Below are 17,228 nucleotides of genomic sequence, written 5' to 3'. Positions count from 1 at the left end.
TGGGAAACCATCGACGCGGACCAGATAGGCGACATCATGTCGGATCGTCCGCCGCGTCCGCCGAAGAACATGCCGCCGCCGTCGGGCGATACGCCTCCGGGTGGCAGCAGCGGCACCGGCTCTGGTGCAAATAGCGCCGGCGAATCGGTTAGAGTTGTCGGAGCAAAACGAACTGATGACCCGCATTGAGGTACCTGCGCTACAAGCTCAGCCTGCGCGATCCGGTCGAGATGATGGCCGAACGGGATTGTCGCTGGCTCACACGACAATCCTGCGCTGGGTGAGGCGTTATACCCCCGAGTTCGTCAAACGCTGGAACCGCTTCGCTACGCCTGCGGGTCGCTCGTGGCGTGTCGACGAGACCTACCTGTACCGGGCGCTGGATCGGACCGGCCAGACGGTGGACTTCATGCTCAGGGCGCGGCGCGACGTGGCTGCGGCCAAAGCTTTTTTCAGCAAGGCCATCAGGCATCAGGGACAGTCGCCGGAGACCATCACGCTCGATGGCTACGCCGCTTCGCACCGCGTGGTGCGCGAGATGAAGGCCGATGGCATGCTGCCTGAAGACACGAAGGTCCGGTCCGCAAAATATCTGAATAACCTGGTCGAGCAGGACCACCGCCATACCAAATCCAGAACGAACGTGATGCTTGGATTCAAACGGCTCAGGAGCGCCGCGACCGCGATTTCAGGCATCGAGTTGACGCATCGCACTCGCAAGGGCCAGTTCGATCTTGCGAAGCTCGGCCTCAAGGATGCCGCTGTGCCAGCCATATGGAATGCGGTCCTGTCTGCTCGATAAGTTATCCTTTCCTATAGAAAACTTCTCAACCCGCTTACCTATTTGCACCAGGACCGCGAGAGATCAGTGCTTTTCATGCGAAACCCGTCGGCAGGAAAAGGTCGGTGGCTGGAGCAAACGGAACGTTGCGTCAAGGGGTGCCAGATCGGAATGTCAGAAACGGCGATATGTTTCTGATGTATTCAGTCTTCGTTGACCCAGTCCGTTCGCCTTCCGATCTTCTTCGACCATAGAGAACCAGCGTTCCAGCGGACGACGCGCATGGATCGCAGCGCCATTCAAGGCGAGCTCAGAGAGCCTGAGAGTACGACTTTCCATCTGGCGAACATGCATCCTCCCAATCATGCGATCTGAGGGATTGCGCGTTGCAGAGCGCCTGATCGTCCGGCACAACGGTAAGCCTTGAAGCGCTACCGCATCGTTCAAGCAAGGAAAACCGCACCTCAGGAAGCGATACTTTCCACTTCACCAACGGTCTGAGATGCGATCGCTTCGCGAATCTGCTCTGCCGCCTCCGCGATATCCGCACGAATCGCTGCGGACGCCTTCTTGGGATCTTCTTCCTTGAAGGCCTCGATGACCTCCAGGTGACGGGTCTTTCCAGTGTGAGAAGTGCTACAGCTCACCCCGGAGCCCGGCTTGGAGCGTCGGCAATCACCGGTTCTCATTGCTACCCTATCGGCACATTGAGCGTGACCTTGACACGCTCCATGGCTACGAAGGTCCGAAAGCTGCGAACGTTCCCCTCGGTGAAAAAAAGCGTCCTAGTCAGTGCTGTGTACTCGGCCATGTCACGCGTGCAAAAAATCAGGATGAAATCGTAGTCGCCGGTCACGTAATAGCACTGCTGGACTTGCTCACATGCTTCGAACCTCGCCTTCATTTCGTCAAGCAGCTCGACAGCTTCGTTCTCCGCTAACACGTGAGCGATTACGGTGACACGTGTTCCGAGGGCGTCAGGATTGAGAATGCTGCAATCGTCGGCGATCGCGCCGGCGCTCCTGAGCCTTTGAAGCCGACGCGCTATGGACGGCACCGAGAGGCCTATTTGCTCACCAATCTCGCGATGGGGAGTCTGATTGTTCTGCTGCACGATCGCGAGGATTCGAAGATCGAAGTCATCGAGTTCCACGGCCTTTTTCGTTGTAGCCATGAGAAATTTTCTCGTTTGAATGGGCAAGAAAAATAAAATTTAAAGCCGGGATCGAAATAAACTTTCCTTCAAGCGTTATATCACAGTTGCCGCTCGGCAGGTCCGACAAGCGGTGCTCCTGATCCAACGCGACCCAATAGCCAACCGCCCACCGGGCGATGCTTGCAGAACTGGCGTCGATCTGAACGCCGCCCTCACCGGGACACACCTTGGAGTTCCAAATGCAGAATCAGTCGTTGAAGAGCAAGCTCTCACTGGCGGCGGTGTCCGCTGTCTGTGCCTTCGCTTGTACCGCCGCAAACGCTGCGGCGACGTTGACGCCCGGCGTGCTTGCGGTCGGCAGCGATCAAACCCTGCCTCCTTACACGTATCTGGAAAGCGGCAAAGCGGTCGGCTTCGATCCTGAATTTCTGGGCGCGGTGGCAACCAACATGAAGGCGGCAACCAGGTTTGTCGATACCCGATTCGCCAATCTCATCCTCGGGGTAACGGGCGGTCGCTATGACGTTGTTGCGTCGGCACTCTACGTGACGCCTGAACGCACCAAGGTCGTTGATTTCGTTCCCTACTTCATGACTGGCGGTTCGCTGATGGCGAGCGCATCCGGCAGCCTGAAACCCAAGACGATCGGCGATTTGTGCGGAAAGAAGATTGGCTCGATCAAGGGCGCGTCATGGATCAAGACCATCAACGAGTCCTCCAATAAAGAATGCGTCGCTGCGGGCAAACCGGCGGTGCAGGTGCGTGAGTACGACACCTCCGTCGAGACCGCTCAAGCCGTCCTCTCGGGCGCTATCGACGCGCAATACGAGGACATTGCAATCGCCGGCATGATCGTCGAGCGTTCTAGCGGACGACTGCACATTACATCCGGCCTGCTCGATCCAGTGGTCTGTGGCATCGCGTTGAAGAAGGGCAATACCGAACTGAAGACGGACATCCAGAGTGCAATCACTCAGATGAAAGCGAAGGGCCAATACCAATCGCTCTTGAAAAAGTACCACCTCACGGAACCGACTGCGGAAGCCGTTGCAAAGGCGACAGGTGCTGCTCAGTAATTAGCGTCTGGTTGTACTGCAGAGCAAACACTAGTTCTTATAGGTAGGAGACGGAAATGGTTTTCGACTGGCGCTATGCCCTCTCGCTTCTCACGTACGCGGATTTCTGGAACGCCGCGTTGCTTGTCATCAAACTGAGCTTGGCTTCGTGGCTAATCAGCATCGTAGCCGGGTTCTTGCTGGCGCTCGGGAAGCAATCGATATGGCGACCAGTCCAACTGTTCTGCCGCGGGTACGTCTGGTTTTTCCGCAGCCTTCCGCTGCTGGTGCTGCTGATCTTCGTCTACAACCTCCCGCAGATGTTTCCGTGGACAGGATCGTTCTCGTCGAACCCATTCTGGGCGGGTCTTATCGCCCTGACGTTAAGCGAGACTGCGTATATCGCCGAGATCCACCGAGGGGGGCTTTCGGGAGTCGCCCGAGGGCAACTGGAGGCAGGACGGGCACTCGGTATCGGCTACTTCGGCCTGCAGCGCCTCGTTGTTCTTCCGCAGGCTTTCCGCGTTGCCTTGCCGGCACTGGTGAACGAATACATCAGCATCGTAAAGTTGACTTCGCTTGTATCGGTCATCTCGCTCGAGGAAATCCTGCTCGTCGGCGAACGCCTCTACACCCAGAACTTCAAGGTTTTGGAGACGATGCTCGCGGTCGCCGTCTACTACGTTGTGATTGTCACCGTGTTCGGCTACCTGCTTGGCTGGCTCGAAAAGCACATCGACTTCACGCGTCGCAGCGGTGACGTCCACAACGGCCAACTGGTGGCGAACGAAAAAGTCATTCCGATCCAGGTAGCAAGCGAGGCACGGAAAGCAACGCCTGCCATCGAAGCGCATAACGTGCATAAGCGCTATGGCAGCCATCATGTCCTCAGGGGCATCGACCTTAAGGTTATGAGCGGGGAAGTCGTCTCGATCATCGGTCCTTCAGGCTCGGGTAAGACGTCGCTCATTCGCACCTTGAACGGTCTTGAGATTATCGATGATGGCAACGTTGAGCTGAACAGCAAACCATTCCTGACCACGAAGGAGCACGCGGCTACTCGCAAGGCACGAGCACACTTCCACGACGGAATTTTGCATATCGGCATGGTCTTCCAGAGCTTCAACCTCTTCCCGCACCGCACGGTCTTGGAGAATGTCACGCTTGCCCCGCAGTATCACTCCAAGCTCAAAGGTGAAGAGCTTGACCGGCACGGCATGCGGTTATTGCATAAGGTCGGGATGGCTGCACATGCGAATAAGTATCCGCATCAGCTTTCCGGTGGTCAGCAGCAACGTGTAGCCATCGCCCGAGCACTCGCAATGGAGCCGTCGATTGTCTTGTTCGATGAACCGACTTCGGCGCTCGATCCCGAGTTGGTCGGCGAAGTGCTGCGCGTCATCGAAGATCTCGCAAGCGAGGGCATGACGATGATTATCGTGACGCACGAAATCGACTTCGCCATGAAGGTTTCGGATCGCGTGCTGTTCATGGAAGGTGGACTTGTCGCCCACGATCTGCCACCGTCCGGGTATCGAGAGATGCCGCGAGATTCGCGAGTCGGCCGGTTCCTGAAGGGATACCGCGTTGATCCGGTTGATCCAGTTGTGCAAAGCGCGACCGCCTGACCATCTTCCTGCAATTCAAAACGAATTGACTCCATGAATAATTTACCCTTTTCAATCAGTGAGTTCGAAGATCGCATCCAGCGAGTGCAGGCTGCTATGCGGTCGAGTGAACTCGATGCTCTGGTACTCACTGCGCCCTCGAATTTCCGGTATTTCACTGGCCTCGATAGCCAGTTCTGGGAAAGTCCTGCCCGACCGTGGTTTCTCGTCATCCCGGCGTCTGGGGTGTCCTTGGCAGTCATTCCGGCGATCGCTGAAGTCGCGGTTCGTCAGTGCTTTGTGGGAAGCATCCAGTCGTGGCCGTCGCCTCGCCCCGAAGACGAGGGCGTGACCTTGCTGGCGTCCGTATTGCAGTCGGTATCTCGACGGTTTGGCCGAATCGGCTTCGAACTGGGACGTGAATCCGCACTGCGGATGCCGGTACTCGACTTCATGCGCGTGCGCGAGTTGCTTTCTGGCGTTGAAGTCGTCGATGGCTCGCCCTGTATCTGGAACGTTCGTAACATCAAGTCCCAGGCGGAGATCGAGAAAATTCGCGCCGCTGCAGGGATAGTCAGTCGCGCTTTTGAAGTTGTGCCGAGCTATGCAAAAACGGGAATGACCGAGGCGGAAGTCTGCCGGGACTTGACTATCGACGTATTGCGAGGCGGAGCGCACACGGTCCCGTATGTAGCATGTGCATCGGGTGAAGGCGGTTACGATCAGATTATCGCTCGCGGGTCCAGTAAAGCAATTCGCGATGGCGATGTTTTGATCATGGACGTCGGCGCGACGGTCGACGGTTACTTCTGTGACTTTGATCGCAACTACGCGGTTGGCCGCGTTTCCGACGCAGCACTCCGCGCTCAGGACGCGGTATGGCGTGCAACAGAGGCCGGCATCGCCGCCGCCCGACCCGGGCTGAAGGTCAGTGATCTTTGGAAAACAATGATGGCCGTGTTGCACGAGGCCGGGATGCGGGGGAACAACGCCGGTCGACTCGGCCACGGCCTTGGACTTCAGCTAACAGAGCCACCTTCTCATTGCGAAGCGGACGAAGCAGTCCTGAAGCCGGGCATGGTCATCACGATCGAACCCGGCATGGAATACGCGCCCGGCAAGCTCATTGTTCATGAAGAGAACATTGCAATCACCGAGGACGGCTTTCCTGACTTGCTCACGGTTCGAGCGCCCCGCGAAATGTGGCGGATCGACTAATTAAACAAGGCCTCGGTGGCATGCGTTGCCGCGCCATCGAGCGCGTTTCCTCACAGACAACGCTCTTCAACGCGATGGTTTGTTTTCCAGGCCCGATATCCCAGGATTGCGAACCGAAGTAGCGCGAGAATATTTCTCGCAATCGGCCATCTAATAGAGAACTAATAAGGGTGCTTCTGCAATATTATTTGGCGGAACGTAACGAACGGACTCACCGTCGCGAATATGCGGCGGAAACACTAGGAGCTAGAACGTCATGCTGACCCGAAACTCTCATTCCTCTCGCACCACGTATCCCGAGGACTTGCGCAAAACGATGAATGTCAAGTCAGCGCAGGAGAGCGGCGTCTGGCTTTCGCATTGGGATCTGATCAGCCGTACCGCAACGCCTCTTTGGGAGCTGCCTGACGCTGCCGCGTCGTTCGGCGTAGCGGAACTGCGCCTGAAAGACGAGTCAACTCGCTCGCCGCTCGGCAGCTTCAAGGCGCTTGGCGCTCCCGTCGCACTCATGCGTCTCATCACTCGCCTTTACGCGGCCCAAAACACGTTGAATCCCAAGCTGATGATTCAGGGCAAATATGCGGATCTGCTCGCAGACCTGACAGTCATCAGCGCGACGGACGGGAACCACGGCAAGTCCCTTGCTGCCGCGGCTCAGGCGATCGGCTGCCGCTGTGTGATCGTTCTTCATGCGAACGTCAGCGTGGAGCGGGAGAAATCAATTGCATCGTACGGTGCGGAGATCATCCGCATCGCCGGAAACTACGACGAATCCGTGGCGCACGCCGCGCAACTCGCCAGCACCAATCAATGGCACGTTGTCTCGGATACGTCGTATGAGGGATATGAAGCGATCCCTCGTGACGTGATGCAAGGCTATGGCGTGATCTCGGCCGAAGTGATCGAGCAGCTCGAAAACACGCAATCGAAAGCTCCGTTCACGCACGTATTTCTTCAAGGTGGCGTGGGCGGGCTGGCAGCGGGCATCGCTACATATCTCTGGGAACATTACGGCGACGCGCGTCCGACCTTCGTTGTAGTCGAGCCCGAGCAGGCTGATTGCCTCTATCAGAGCGCCTTGCAGGGCCGTGCATCGACGGCCACGGGTTCGGTCGACTCGGTTATGGCGGGCCTCGCGTGCGGTGAAGCCTCGCCGCTTGCCTGGACGTTCCTGCGGTCATGTGTCGACTACTTCATGACGATCACAGATGAAGACGCGATCACGGCCATGCGTTCGTTGTCGTCCGGCTCTGATCGCGATGCGCCCCTCGTCGTCGGTGAGTCCGGCGCAGCAGGATTCGCGGGGCTTGCGGTGCTCGCCCGGGACCAGGAGCACTTCCGTGCCGTTGGCCTGAACTCAGACTCGCGCGTGCTGGTCATCAGCACCGAGGGTGCAACGGCGCCGGATGCTTACCGCGAGCTGGTTGGCGAGACCGCAGACTCCGTGCTGGTGCGCCAGCAAGAGTGGAAACAGGGCATTGCAGTGTGAGGTGAGCAATCATGACTCAGTCCGTCGATCTATTGGAAGTAACCCAGGACCGTCCGCTGCAGCAATGCCTCGCAGGCTGGCGGCATCATTTGCACCGCAACCCTGAGACAGGTTTCGAGGAGGTGCAGACTTCCGATTTTGTCGCGAAGATCCTCAGCGCCTTAGGCCTGGATGTTCACCGCAATATTGGCGGAACAGGGCTCGTCGCCAACCTGAAGGTAGGCAATGGGCCGGGCGTGGTCGGCCTGCGAGCTGACATGGATGCTTTGGCGATCACCGAGAATGCACCGGAGCGGGCTTACGCATCCTGCACATCAGGGAAGATGCACGCGTGCGGTCACGACGGCCACATGGCGATGGTCCTCGGCGCGGCCCGCCTGCTAGCGGAGTCGCGAGACTTCAACGGGACAGTCCGGTTCATCTTTCAGCCCGGCGAGGAGCACGGCCGGGGCGCGAAAGCGATGATGGCAGATGGCCTTTTCGAACGCTTCCCTGTAGACGCGATCTTCGGCGCGCACAACATGCCGGGGATGAAGGCAGGTACGTTCGCGACGCGTCCGGGCGGCATCATGGCGAGCGAGGACAATTTCGTCATCACGATTCGAGGACGAGGAACGCACGCGGCCCGGCCTCACATGGGCGTCGATCCGATCGTCATTGCATCGCAGATCGTGCTCGGCTTGCAGACAGTCGTCTCGCGCAACCTCGATCCAAGTCTCTCGGCCGTCGTCTCATGCACGGAATTCATCACCGATGGACTGCGCAATGTCATTCCCTCAACCGTGACGATTCGGGGTGACACGCGAAGCTATCTTCCGGAGGTTCAACAGCTGCTCGAAACGCGGATGCGTGAAATCAGCGAGGGAACATGCCGGCTGCACGGCGTTGAGTGCGACTTCAGTTACACATACGAGTTCGCGCCCACCGTCAACAGCCCGGAGTACGTGGCCACCGCAGTCGCTGCCGCGACCAAAGTGGCAGGCGAGGCGAACGTCGATGCTAACGTGCAGCCGATGATGATTTCCGAGGACTTCGGGGCGTTCCTTCAGGCGGTGCCGGGCAACTTCATCTTCATTGGCAACGGGGAATCGAACGACCGGGGTGGCGTGCCGTTGCATAACGCGAGCTACGACTTCAATGACGATATCCTTGAGACGGGCGCACGGTATTTCGCCGAAGTCGTAAGGACTGTGCTTGCCTCCAGCCGGTGACACGTGGCGACGGACAGCGATTACACGAAGAGTCTTGACCGACTTCTCTCAGGTCCCGCTCGGGACTGTTCGCCGACCCAGGTCGGCATCTTTTTTGGTACCCCCGGGCGAGCGTACCTCGGTTGGATGTGTAGTTCCAGCACGCCCGTTCGAGTGAACGTCCGCAATGCTGTCGACGTGCGCGCTGACTTGATGTCTGAAGCAAGTTCGAAGTCGAGGGCTGAAATGACTCGATGACCGCTTCACATTAATAAGAGACATTGAGACGGCCGAGTATCGAGCGGCGGAGAAAAGTCGGTCCATGTTTGACGCTGATCTGTCATGTTTGCGCTGTTTGCGCAGATTGCGCGGATGAGTGAGTCGAAGGTCGTCGCCAATCATCAGCGTCTCCCGGAATCATCGTCGGGAGAGTGTTCGTGGACGACCTCGACGTCGACGGTTCGGCCGTCGTCGCCAAACGCGCGCGCGTGTCGACGCATCGCGCGCGTTTTCCACCAGAGGTATCCGATGACGATCGTGCCCACCCCGAACAAGACTGCGAGCAGCACTAGCGACAGCATGGCGGCCGTCACGAGCACGATTACGCTCAGTGCCATGGCCAGCAATCGGCCGAACCATCCGGAACCGCCGACCTGGATATCTTTCTCGTATGTCACACGCCGTGGCGGCGGTTTGCCGTTTTCCATTACCTGACTCCTTGCCGCAGTCCGGGGAATACCGGGAGGCGGCGATCTGTGAACCATCGTCTGAATTCGAACCGCTGACGTCGCGAGCGTAAGCGTCCGCAAAGTATTGCGCGCGTGAGAGATGGGTAGGGAATGGCCTCAGGAAACATCCGCCCCATCTTTTCCCGCACCCGTGCCCTTTTGGCACCAGAAACGCATAACGGTTCGATCAGAAATGGAACCGGTCTAATTCGCCGCCATCCGCTCTCGCGCGCTCATAAAAGGTCCAGTCGGCTGGCGCTCCGGCGCGAAGCGGTCGAAGCCGACGGGGCTGGGCATGTCGATATAGACCGCTTCCATTCCCTGCCGGCTATAGCTTTCATGCCAGAAGCCTGCGCCGCCGCTGTCGCGGAGAAAGTCGCGCCACCAGCGGGAATGTGGCTCGCTTCGCGTGAAAGCTTCAAGGCTTTCGAGGTCGCGCCAATACTGGCGGATACCGACATGGTTGAGGGCGAAGAGAAACTGCTCGCTGGACAACAAGCCGGCGGGCGGGTTCGCTTCGATCTGTCGCAGGCCTTTGCCGATGCCGAGCACGGCTGCGATCCCCCGCAGTCTGCGGACGCGAAAGCCTAATATCACGACCACCAGATCCGGATAGGCGCTGAGGTCGACCGACCTACGGGTGACGGAGACTTGCATGGCGACTCCTCGAAGTTTACGCTGTAAGCATAGCCCCGAATGATTACAGCGTAAACAACGATGAGTGATTCCATTTCTTCCCTTCGTGATCGCCTGGTCGACTGCGCGCTGGCCTTGCTCGAACAGGGCGAAAGCGATGTGAGCCTGCGTGCAGTTGCGCGGGCCGCAGGGGTGTCGGCGATGGCGCCCTATCGTCATTTCGAAGACAAGGCGGCGCTGATGGGCGCCGTCGCGCTCAAGGGTTTTGCCATGCTGGAAGCGGACGCCGCGCGTGCTGACATGGCTGGCGATCCGGGCGACGCGCTCACAGCGCAGGGCTTGGCCTATGTCGGCTTCGCCCGCGCGCATCCTGCGCTGTTTAGACTGATGTTCGCGGACGGGGCAGGACTACGCCTGCCGCACGAGGAGTGTCAGGGCGCTTATGCGCTGATGGTGCGGCGGGTGACAGAACTGGCGCCGCAGCAGGTCGAGGCGGGGGCGCTTGCCTGCTGGGGGCTGGTGCACGGATTGGCGACGCTGGCGCTCGACGGACGAATTCCAGTTGATCCGGCCGGTGATAGGGCAGCGCTGGTCCTGATGACGCAAGCACTGAGGACAGCGCCGTCCGTCTCCATCGCTTCGTGACGCGGCTCCCGTGACGTTTTTAATCGAAGTATCGGGAGGTCTCAACAACACCTACCGGACGCAGAACGACTTGCGGGGATTCAAGCATTCGCAGTGCGAGCCCGAACTCGTCCATCCGAAGTATTTCCCGAGGACATGTGCGCGATCATGGACGCAGAGCGCATCGATCGTGGGGCGTTCGTTTGCCAGTCGCTGGGTGCGTGGGCGGGTCTGCCGCTCGCCGTACGTCGTCCGGAGCGCGTGTCTTGTCTTTTCATCACGGGTTCTCCGACGCCAGCCTGATCCGAGAAAACTGGCGCGTGCTCACCGAGGCCGGCGACATCTTCAATGGCGGCCGTCTGGGTGAAGCGGGGCGCAGCGACGGCGTGGGCTGTGCGTCGCCGTGCTCGACGCCGTGTATGCGCAGGCGCAGCACGAGAGGGAAGTCTGAATTGGCTTAAAATCAAGGCCTTGATGTCCGGGTGCCAGGCTAGCGCTTCCTGGTTTGTAATCAAACAGGGGAATTGAACAACCGGAGTCACCGACCTATGCGCGCGCAGCTGATGTCGTAGCTGGATTTCAAGTAGAGTTGTTGGTACCGGTCTGATCTCTCCCGCACGCTCCCTCGAATTGCAGCACGTGTTCTAACACACTCTGAGCGGCACGCTTACCTCTTCCTCGCCGTTCTCGATTGTGGCCGCGCAGATGACATTCCGGCGGGAGGCTACGGCGTGGCGTTTGTCGAAAGCAAGTGGACGACCGCACCACGTCCTCGCCCGTACTACTGTCGGGAGGGGGAAGTGAACCATGATCGAACTCGACAAACTGGGCAAACTGCCGATCTTTTCGGACCTTCCACCTGAGCGTCTGCAATGGCTGTGCGATAACCTGACCGAATTCACCGCTAGGGCGGGAGATGTGCTGCTCGCGGAAGGCGAGGTGAACACCAGTTTGCTCCTTCTGCTCGAAGGCGAGGTCTCGACGACGCGGCGAGCAGAAGGCGAGCTTTCAACTCAACGTTACGTTGCACCCGATTTCTTCGGCGCGCCAGCACTGGTGGCGTCGATCCCCTATCCCGCGACGCTGAGGGCAACGAGCGATTGCCTGATCGCCGTACTTCCGGAAACGGCGTTCCGCAATCTTTTTTTGTTGTCCGGTTCCTTCACGCGCCTGGTCGCTCGCGGCATGACCGACTTTCTAGCCGCGCTCGAAGTCTCTGGACGCAATCGAGAGAAACTGGCCGCACTGGGCAAGCTCTCGGCAGGCCTCGCGCATGAACTTAACAATCCCGCGTCAGCCGTGTCGCGGGCCCTCGACTACATGCTCGACGGACTCGCAACGCTCGAGGATTCAGCCTTGGCGCTCGGCTTGCACGCGGTCCCTCGCGAGACCGTCGATGCGCTGAGAACCATGGCCGCACGCAGCGCAATGCAGACCGGTGTGAGCGTCGGTGATGCGCTCCGAGTAAGCGAAGCAGAATCGCGGCTTGGTGACTGGCTTGGATCACATGGCACGGCGAAGCCGTGGCTGGCGGCTCCGTGCCTTGTCGCGCATGGGATCACATCCGATGATCTCGAGCCGTTGGCTGCCCGGCTGAACGCGGATCAACTCGATGCGGCAGTTTCGTGGATAGCCCAAGTCCTGGAACTTCGCTCTGTGATGCATGAGGCGAAGCGCGGCGCGGCCCGAATCTTTGATCTTGTCAAGGCGATGAAGTCTTACACATTTATGGACCAGGGGCCGCGGCAGGAGGTCGACATTCACGCCGGCATCGAAGATACCCTGACCGTGATGGGGCACGAACTCAAGCGGGGCATTGTGATAATGCGCGACTTCGATTCCGGCATGCCGCGACTTCCGGCGTATGGCAGCGAACTCAACCAGGTGTGGACCCGGATCATCGAGAATGCCGTTGAGGCGATGAACGGGCAAGGGGAACTCACCATTCGCACGCGCCGCGACGCGGATCGTGGCGTGGTCGAGTTTATCGACTCCGGGCCGGGTATTCCGCAGGACGCAATTCCGCATCTGTTCGAGCCTTTCTTTACGTGCAACCTGGTCAGTCAGACGCAAGGGCAGGGTCTGGGGATGGGTCTGCATGTCGCTTATCGTATTGTGGTCAATCGGCATGGGGGAACCATCGAAGCCGCTTCACGTCCAGGCGAAACCATTTTTCGGGTGACGTTGCCGCTGAAGACATGACCAGTGACCTCGCTTGATCTGGGCACGAACGCAGGCCGCAACGAAAGGGTTGCCGTCCTGGGAAGCTTTAAAAAACTTGGACAGTGATTTGGAGGTGCACGATCTGCTCGCGCTGCAATTCCGTGACGTCGCGATCCAGTACACCGCTCTTGTACCAGCGATTCATTCGCGTGTAGATCGTAGACCGTCGGTCGAACTTGACGATCAACCCGTGAAGTGGCTTTACATAAAGCGAATTGGCTTATCCGTTTGGTGTAGCGGCTAAGTTGTAATGTCCGCTTTTAGCCAAGTTCAAATGTCCGCTTCGCGTTCATCGTAAGCTTGCCGCCCGCTGGAGATCCAGCTTCAGGAGCTTCGATGGCAGCCGCAAGAGAACGGATAACAATGACGATGGGCGAGCTGGACAGACTCAAGATCATTCAAGATGTGATGGACGGCAGGCTCAAACCCTGGCGCGCAGCGCAGCGTCTCGAGCTGACGACGCGGCAGATTCGCCGGCTCGTAGCGCGGCTGCGCGAACATGGACCCGAGGGTCTCGTGTCACGCAAGCGCTCAAGGCCGAGTAACAACCGGCTGGATGCGAGGACGGCCGATCGAGCCCTGTCGATCGTGCGCGAGCGCTACGCTGATTTTGGGCCGACGCTGGCGTGCGAGAAGCTCCGGGAATGCCACGGCATCCGGCTGGCGAAGGAAACGCTCAGGAAGCTTATGGTGGACGCCGGACTGTGGGTGCCGCGGCGGCAGCGCCCGCCGAAGGTCTACCAGCCACGCGCACGCCGCTCGTGCCTGGGCGAACTGATCCAGATCGACGGCAGCGACCACGCCTGGTTCGAGGACCGGGCGCCGCAATGCACGCTGCTGGTGTACGTGGACGACGCGACGAGCCGGCTGATGCAGTTGCACTTCACGCAGACGGAGTCGACCTTCAGCTATTTCGAGGCGACGCGCGCGTACATCGAGCGCTATGGCAAGCCTGGCGCGTTCTACAGCGACAAGGCCAGCGTATTCCGCAACACCAGTGCTGAGCGGACCGGCCGCAGCGTGACGCCGTTCGGCCGCGCGATGTACGAGCTGAACATTGACACGATCTGCGCCAACAGCAGTTCGGCCAAGGGCCGTGTGGAGCGTGCGCACCTGACGCTGCAGGATCGCCTCGTGAAGGAGTTGCGGCTGCGTGGCATCAATACGATGGCTGAAGCCAATGCGTATGCGCTCGCCTTCATGACGGCCTACAACGCGCGCTTTGCCAAGCCGGCCAAGAGTGACTTCGACGCGCATCGGCCACTACGGGCCGATGAGAACCTGGAGACTGTGCTTACGTGGCGTGAGCCAAGGATCGTGACGAAGGCGCTCACGGTGCAGTACGACCGGGTCATGTACCTGCTCGACGATACGCCGGAGAACCGCAAGCTGATTCGCCGGTATGTCGAGGTCTGGGAGTATCCGGACGGGCGCATCGAGATTCGCGCCGATGGCCAGGCGCTGCAGTACCGCGAGTACGACCGGCTGACCGAGGTTGATCAGGGCGCCATCGTTGAACACAAACGGCTGAGCCACGTGCTTCAGGTCTCACAGGTGATTCAGGCGCAACGCGATAACGAGCGGATTGGTAAAGCCCCTTCCCGAACGCACCGCGGGGACTCGACCCGAACGCAGCGCAAGCAAAGCCATGCGCGCAAGAAGAAGCAACGCGAATTCACACAGGCCGACATCGAGCAGGTGATCGTCGACCTGGCCGGGCAAAAGCAGCCTTCGGGGGCTGAGCGCAAACCAGGTCATCGATCAGCACGCGTGAATGGAACAGACGCGAATGCCCTGCCCGTTCATGACCCGACCTTCGACACTGCGTGAACTGCAACCCGTGAAAGACAAATTGTGAATCCCGCGAAAGCGGACATTTGAACTTGGCCGGGAAGCGGACATCTGAAAATGGCTTTGACATTTGGAATACATATGTTGTGTTTGCCAAACCCGAGCGTTCATCTATGCACACAGCCCCGCGGACGCCGCACCAATCTTGTTGGACCAGCCGGGCAGCGAAGCCAGCCGGCGGGCATCTGCGTGGCCTTGGCGAGCCACTCTCTCATTACATTAGAATTCGGCCCGACTCGCGCCATGGTGCGCACTTGCTGGCTGCAGGCGTGGCAATCGGGCTAGCGGACCGAGCGCGCGGCGTTCGCTCGATGCGCGCTGGCTCGATCGATCAGAACTGGTGCCGCAAGCCCTTGCGAGTCAAAGCCTGATAGTCGTTGCTCGACGGCGAGCTTTGGTCATTGATCTGTGCCACCGCGTTACGATTGCGCGATCCCTGCTCGACGCGTTCTGATAGACGCCGAGCAGGGATCGCCCTGATTTCCATGCAATGCTTGCCAAGAACATGGGCATCGACTCGCCGATGCTTGCGATGCTTTACCGAAGATGAGGGATGGCCCGTTAAGAATCCAAGTGAAAGACCTCCGCACGGATGAGCGTACCAATGCGCCGCTTGCGACGCGCCTTCGACGATAAGCAATGTCGCATCCCTCGACTGAACTCCTTCGGCTTCTTGAGCGCCCGGCTGTCGTGGGCTAAGCGATCGCTCGAGCCCGCGATGGAGCGGTGCGAGTGGTGAGCGTGGCTTTCAATCGACGAATCAGGAGTCGTTCGCGTCGCCGAGCGACGGAAGCGCGGAAGATGCCTTTGTTTCTCCTATTGACACAAAACCCGATGTCTCCATCTGCCCAACGAAGCGGGAGAGGACGTCGGCTGCCGGGGAGCCAAGGCTCTACGGCACACCCGCGGCGTGAATAGCCATGAAACGCTCGTCGAGCCAACGCAGCCCGAATCTCGCGCGTATTGGCTCCGAATTGATGTTCGACGCCCGCTGCGACTGGGTGATGGTGCTGATCCTCGGCCGCCGGCTTCCTGCGCATGTTCGTCATGCAGCGCGCCGGGCTCAATCAGAAGCGCGCGGCCCGGCACGCTCATATGCAAGGACCGAGGATGGGCCGATCACTCCACAAAGAATCGCCAGGCGCTGAACTATCCTCCAATACACGGACAGCGTCGCCGACGCATCTCGCATCAAAAAAGGCGCTGCTCGACCGCCCGGGCAACCGCGAGATCCAGATGGACCTGGTCCTCGATTACGGGACGAACGTGCCGCTCTATCCGCAGTTCCAGGCGTTCTTTCGCGAGCATCAGCCGCCGACACTCATCGTCCGGGGCAAGAACGACAAGATCTTTCCCGAAGAGGGCGCGCACCCGTATCTGCGCGGTCTTCCCGATGCGGAACTGCACATTCTCGACACTGGATATTTCGCGCTCGAAGACAAGCTCGATGAGATAGGGCCGCTGCTGCTCGATTTTCTCGATCGGTCGATTGGCGCGGCGAGTCGGGTCGAGGCCTGAGGCAAGCGGAGCACGGCTCGATTTTCTTCATGGCGGCGCGCTCCCTGCCGCCGTGGCGTTCTGTCGGCGCTGATGCGAGAGCATCGAAATGCTGAACGGCGATCGATCGGACGCCGGCATCCGGGGCGGTGTACATTGGCAGTGTCGCAAGGGGCGGAGACACGATGATGTCGGCGCTGGCAAACGTTCGAGGATTCGCAGTCGCAGTCACACTCGCGTTCGTGGGCTTGGCGGCGCACGCGCACACGACCGACTTCTGGGGAACGCGTCTGCCCGATCAGCCGACGCAGTTTATCTTCGGCTACGGCTCGCTCATCAACACGCCATCGCGCAATGAAACAGCCGGCAAGCCGGTAGCGGCGATTCCGGTGCGCGTTTCGGCGGCATTCGGCTACGTGCGCAGCTGGAGCGATCGCGCAAGCCCCGGCTTCACCGCACTCGGCCTGCGTCGTCCGTTTGACGGCGAAGCGCCGATGACAATCAACGGCGTCATCTATCCCGTCGGCAATGACATGTCGGCATTCGACCAGCGCGAGAAGGGCTACGTGCGGGTCGAGGTGCCGCGCGCACTGATCGAAGCGGTGTCATGGCAGGCGCTGCCGTCGCAGGGAACCGTCTGGGTCTATGTGCCCAAGGCAGATGGCAAGCAGCCGGGAGAAGGGCTTCCCGTTCCGGACGCGGCGTTTCCGATCGTCGAATCCTACGTCGATGTCGTAATCGAAGGAGGTCTCGAGTACGGGCCGGAATTCGCGCGCGAGATCATTGAGACGACGCGGGACTGGAGCGCCTACTGGCTCAACGATCGCACGCTGGCGCGCCGTCCGTGGGTGTTCGACAAGCAGTTCGCTAAGGTCGACGCGCTGCTCGCGACGACGGCGCCATGCTTCGCGCAGCGGGCCTTCTCTGAGGACTATGCCGCGAGGAGCGCGGCCATCGCGGGACGAAAAGGCGACGTGTGTGGACGTTGACTCATGAGTCGGCGCGCTTTCTTCATGATCCATCGAGTCTTGCCGCTTATGACCGGTGAGCGCGACGCGCTGCCTGAAGGAGGGCATGTCGCGACCATTGACGACATCAAGACGATCGACGCGCCGTAGCGGCTTCGCAAGTCCTCCTTGTGCAATCGGTCTGTCGAGGACGTCGCGTACGACC

15 protein-coding genes and 2 pseudogenes are annotated in these 17,228 nt (G+C 59.7%); 11 read left to right on the top strand and 6 right to left on the bottom strand.

The genetic code is table 11. The features are described from left to right. On the top strand, positions 1 to 189 hold a 189-nt coding region (locus AWB78_RS48685), incomplete at its 5' end, for a hypothetical protein (RefSeq protein WP_157697702.1). A 2-nt stretch (positions 190 to 191) separates the two neighbouring features. Beyond that, a pseudogene (locus AWB78_RS33825) lies at positions 192 to 802 on the top strand (IS6 family transposase); the annotation flags it as partial. A 443-nt stretch (positions 803 to 1,245) separates the two neighbouring features. Here AWB78_RS33825 and AWB78_RS33820 read toward each other — a convergent pair. Beyond that, positions 1,246 to 1,470, bottom strand: a complete 225-nt coding sequence (locus tag AWB78_RS33820) for a hypothetical protein (protein WP_062610979.1) — start codon at positions 1,468 to 1,470, stop codon at positions 1,246 to 1,248. A gap of 2 nt (positions 1,471 to 1,472) precedes the next feature. Next, positions 1,473 to 1,955, bottom strand: a complete 483-nt coding sequence (locus AWB78_RS33815) for an Lrp/AsnC family transcriptional regulator (RefSeq protein ID WP_062610978.1) — start codon at positions 1,953 to 1,955, stop codon at positions 1,473 to 1,475. Positions 1,956 to 2,176: 221 nt separating this feature from the next. Between AWB78_RS33815 and AWB78_RS33810 the strand changes: the two genes are divergently transcribed. The 5 genes from AWB78_RS33810 to AWB78_RS33790 all read left to right on the top strand — a co-directional run bounded on the left by AWB78_RS33810 (position 2,177) and on the right by AWB78_RS33790 (position 8,517). After that, complete coding sequence (locus AWB78_RS33810; protein ID WP_062610977.1) at positions 2,177 to 3,013, top strand: transporter substrate-binding domain-containing protein; 837 nt, start codon at positions 2,177 to 2,179, stop codon at positions 3,011 to 3,013. Positions 3,014 to 3,069: 56 nt separating this feature from the next. After that, positions 3,070 to 4,620, top strand: a complete 1,551-nt coding sequence (locus AWB78_RS33805; protein ID WP_062610976.1) for an amino acid ABC transporter permease/ATP-binding protein — start codon at positions 3,070 to 3,072, stop codon at positions 4,618 to 4,620. 33 nt (positions 4,621 to 4,653) lie between these two features. Beyond that, positions 4,654 to 5,817, top strand: coding sequence for a M24 family metallopeptidase (locus AWB78_RS33800; protein ID WP_062610975.1), 1,164 nt, complete (start codon positions 4,654 to 4,656; stop codon positions 5,815 to 5,817). Between the two features lie 256 nt (positions 5,818 to 6,073). Beyond that, positions 6,074 to 7,306, top strand: a complete 1,233-nt coding sequence (locus AWB78_RS33795; RefSeq protein WP_062610974.1) for a diaminopropionate ammonia-lyase — start codon at positions 6,074 to 6,076, stop codon at positions 7,304 to 7,306. A gap of 11 nt (positions 7,307 to 7,317) precedes the next feature. Next, a complete protein-coding gene (locus AWB78_RS33790) occupies positions 7,318 to 8,517 on the top strand; it encodes a M20 aminoacylase family protein (protein WP_062610973.1) in 1,200 nt (399 codons plus the stop codon). 380 nt (positions 8,518 to 8,897) lie between these two features. Here the strand turns inward: AWB78_RS33790 and AWB78_RS33785 are convergent, their stop codons facing one another. Further along, complete coding sequence (locus AWB78_RS33785) at positions 8,898 to 9,203, bottom strand: hypothetical protein (RefSeq protein ID WP_062610972.1); 306 nt, start codon at positions 9,201 to 9,203, stop codon at positions 8,898 to 8,900. 225 nt (positions 9,204 to 9,428) lie between these two features. Then, positions 9,429 to 9,881, bottom strand: coding sequence for a monooxygenase family protein (locus AWB78_RS33780; RefSeq protein WP_062610971.1), 453 nt, complete (start codon positions 9,879 to 9,881; stop codon positions 9,429 to 9,431). A gap of 60 nt (positions 9,882 to 9,941) precedes the next feature. Here AWB78_RS33780 and AWB78_RS33775 point away from each other — a divergent pair, with 60 nt between their 5' ends. From AWB78_RS33775 to AWB78_RS33765, 3 genes are all read left to right on the top strand, one after another. Next, a complete protein-coding gene (locus AWB78_RS33775) occupies positions 9,942 to 10,505 on the top strand; it encodes a TetR/AcrR family transcriptional regulator (RefSeq protein WP_062610970.1) in 564 nt (187 codons plus the stop codon). A 786-nt stretch (positions 10,506 to 11,291) separates the two neighbouring features. Continuing rightward, complete coding sequence (locus AWB78_RS33770; RefSeq protein WP_062610969.1) at positions 11,292 to 12,686, top strand: ATP-binding protein; 1,395 nt, start codon at positions 11,292 to 11,294, stop codon at positions 12,684 to 12,686. 357 nt (positions 12,687 to 13,043) lie between these two features. Further along, positions 13,044 to 14,537: an ISNCY family transposase gene (locus AWB78_RS33765; RefSeq protein WP_062610968.1), complete on the top strand. Its 1,494-nt coding sequence runs from the start codon at positions 13,044 to 13,046 to the stop codon at positions 14,535 to 14,537. Positions 14,538 to 14,889: 352 nt separating this feature from the next. On the opposite strand, the gene AWB78_RS46950 is transcribed toward AWB78_RS33765, so the two are convergent. Beyond that, positions 14,890 to 15,198, bottom strand: a complete 309-nt coding sequence (locus AWB78_RS46950; protein ID WP_157697701.1) for a hypothetical protein — start codon at positions 15,196 to 15,198, stop codon at positions 14,890 to 14,892. Positions 15,199 to 15,578: 380 nt separating this feature from the next. Further along, positions 15,579 to 15,665, bottom strand: a pseudogene (locus AWB78_RS46945) (AraC family transcriptional regulator); the annotation flags it as partial. A 578-nt stretch (positions 15,666 to 16,243) separates the two neighbouring features. On the opposite strand from AWB78_RS46945, the gene AWB78_RS33755 reads away from it, so the two are divergent. Further along, positions 16,244 to 17,044, top strand: coding sequence for a gamma-glutamylcyclotransferase family protein (locus tag AWB78_RS33755; protein WP_062610982.1), 801 nt, complete (start codon positions 16,244 to 16,246; stop codon positions 17,042 to 17,044). The last annotated feature ends 184 nt before the right edge of the window (positions 17,045 to 17,228 follow it).

The sequence above is a fragment of the Caballeronia calidae genome, assembly GCF_900044055.2.
Taxonomy (GTDB): domain Bacteria; phylum Pseudomonadota; class Gammaproteobacteria; order Burkholderiales; family Burkholderiaceae; genus Caballeronia; species Caballeronia calidae.
This window is presented reverse-complemented; position numbering and strand designations above follow the sequence as displayed.

What these genes read in the sequence shown, in the direction of transcription:
- AWB78_RS33820 (WP_062610979.1), bottom strand. Translation starts at nt 1,470, where the DNA reads ATGAGAACCGGTGATTGCCGACGCTCCAAGCCGGGCTCCGGGGTGAGC.
- AWB78_RS33815 (WP_062610978.1), bottom strand. Translation starts at nt 1,955, where the DNA reads ATGGCTACAACGAAAAAGGCCGTGGAACTCGATGACTTCGATCTTCGA.
- AWB78_RS33810 (WP_062610977.1), top strand. Translation starts at nt 2,177, where the DNA reads ATGCAGAATCAGTCGTTGAAGAGCAAGCTCTCACTGGCGGCGGTGTCC.
- AWB78_RS33805 (WP_062610976.1), top strand. Translation starts at nt 3,070, where the DNA reads ATGGTTTTCGACTGGCGCTATGCCCTCTCGCTTCTCACGTACGCGGAT.
- AWB78_RS33800 (WP_062610975.1), top strand. Translation starts at nt 4,654, where the DNA reads ATGAATAATTTACCCTTTTCAATCAGTGAGTTCGAAGATCGCATCCAG.
- AWB78_RS33795 (WP_062610974.1), top strand. Translation starts at nt 6,074, where the DNA reads ATGCTGACCCGAAACTCTCATTCCTCTCGCACCACGTATCCCGAGGAC.
- AWB78_RS33790 (WP_062610973.1), top strand. Translation starts at nt 7,318, where the DNA reads ATGACTCAGTCCGTCGATCTATTGGAAGTAACCCAGGACCGTCCGCTG.
- AWB78_RS33785 (WP_062610972.1), bottom strand. Translation starts at nt 9,203, where the DNA reads ATGGAAAACGGCAAACCGCCGCCACGGCGTGTGACATACGAGAAAGAT.
- AWB78_RS33780 (WP_062610971.1), bottom strand. Translation starts at nt 9,881, where the DNA reads ATGCAAGTCTCCGTCACCCGTAGGTCGGTCGACCTCAGCGCCTATCCG.
- AWB78_RS33775 (WP_062610970.1), top strand. Translation starts at nt 9,942, where the DNA reads ATGAGTGATTCCATTTCTTCCCTTCGTGATCGCCTGGTCGACTGCGCG.
- AWB78_RS33770 (WP_062610969.1), top strand. Translation starts at nt 11,292, where the DNA reads ATGATCGAACTCGACAAACTGGGCAAACTGCCGATCTTTTCGGACCTT.
- AWB78_RS33765 (WP_062610968.1), top strand. Translation starts at nt 13,044, where the DNA reads ATGGCAGCCGCAAGAGAACGGATAACAATGACGATGGGCGAGCTGGAC.
- AWB78_RS33755 (WP_062610982.1), top strand. Translation starts at nt 16,244, where the DNA reads ATGTCGGCGCTGGCAAACGTTCGAGGATTCGCAGTCGCAGTCACACTC.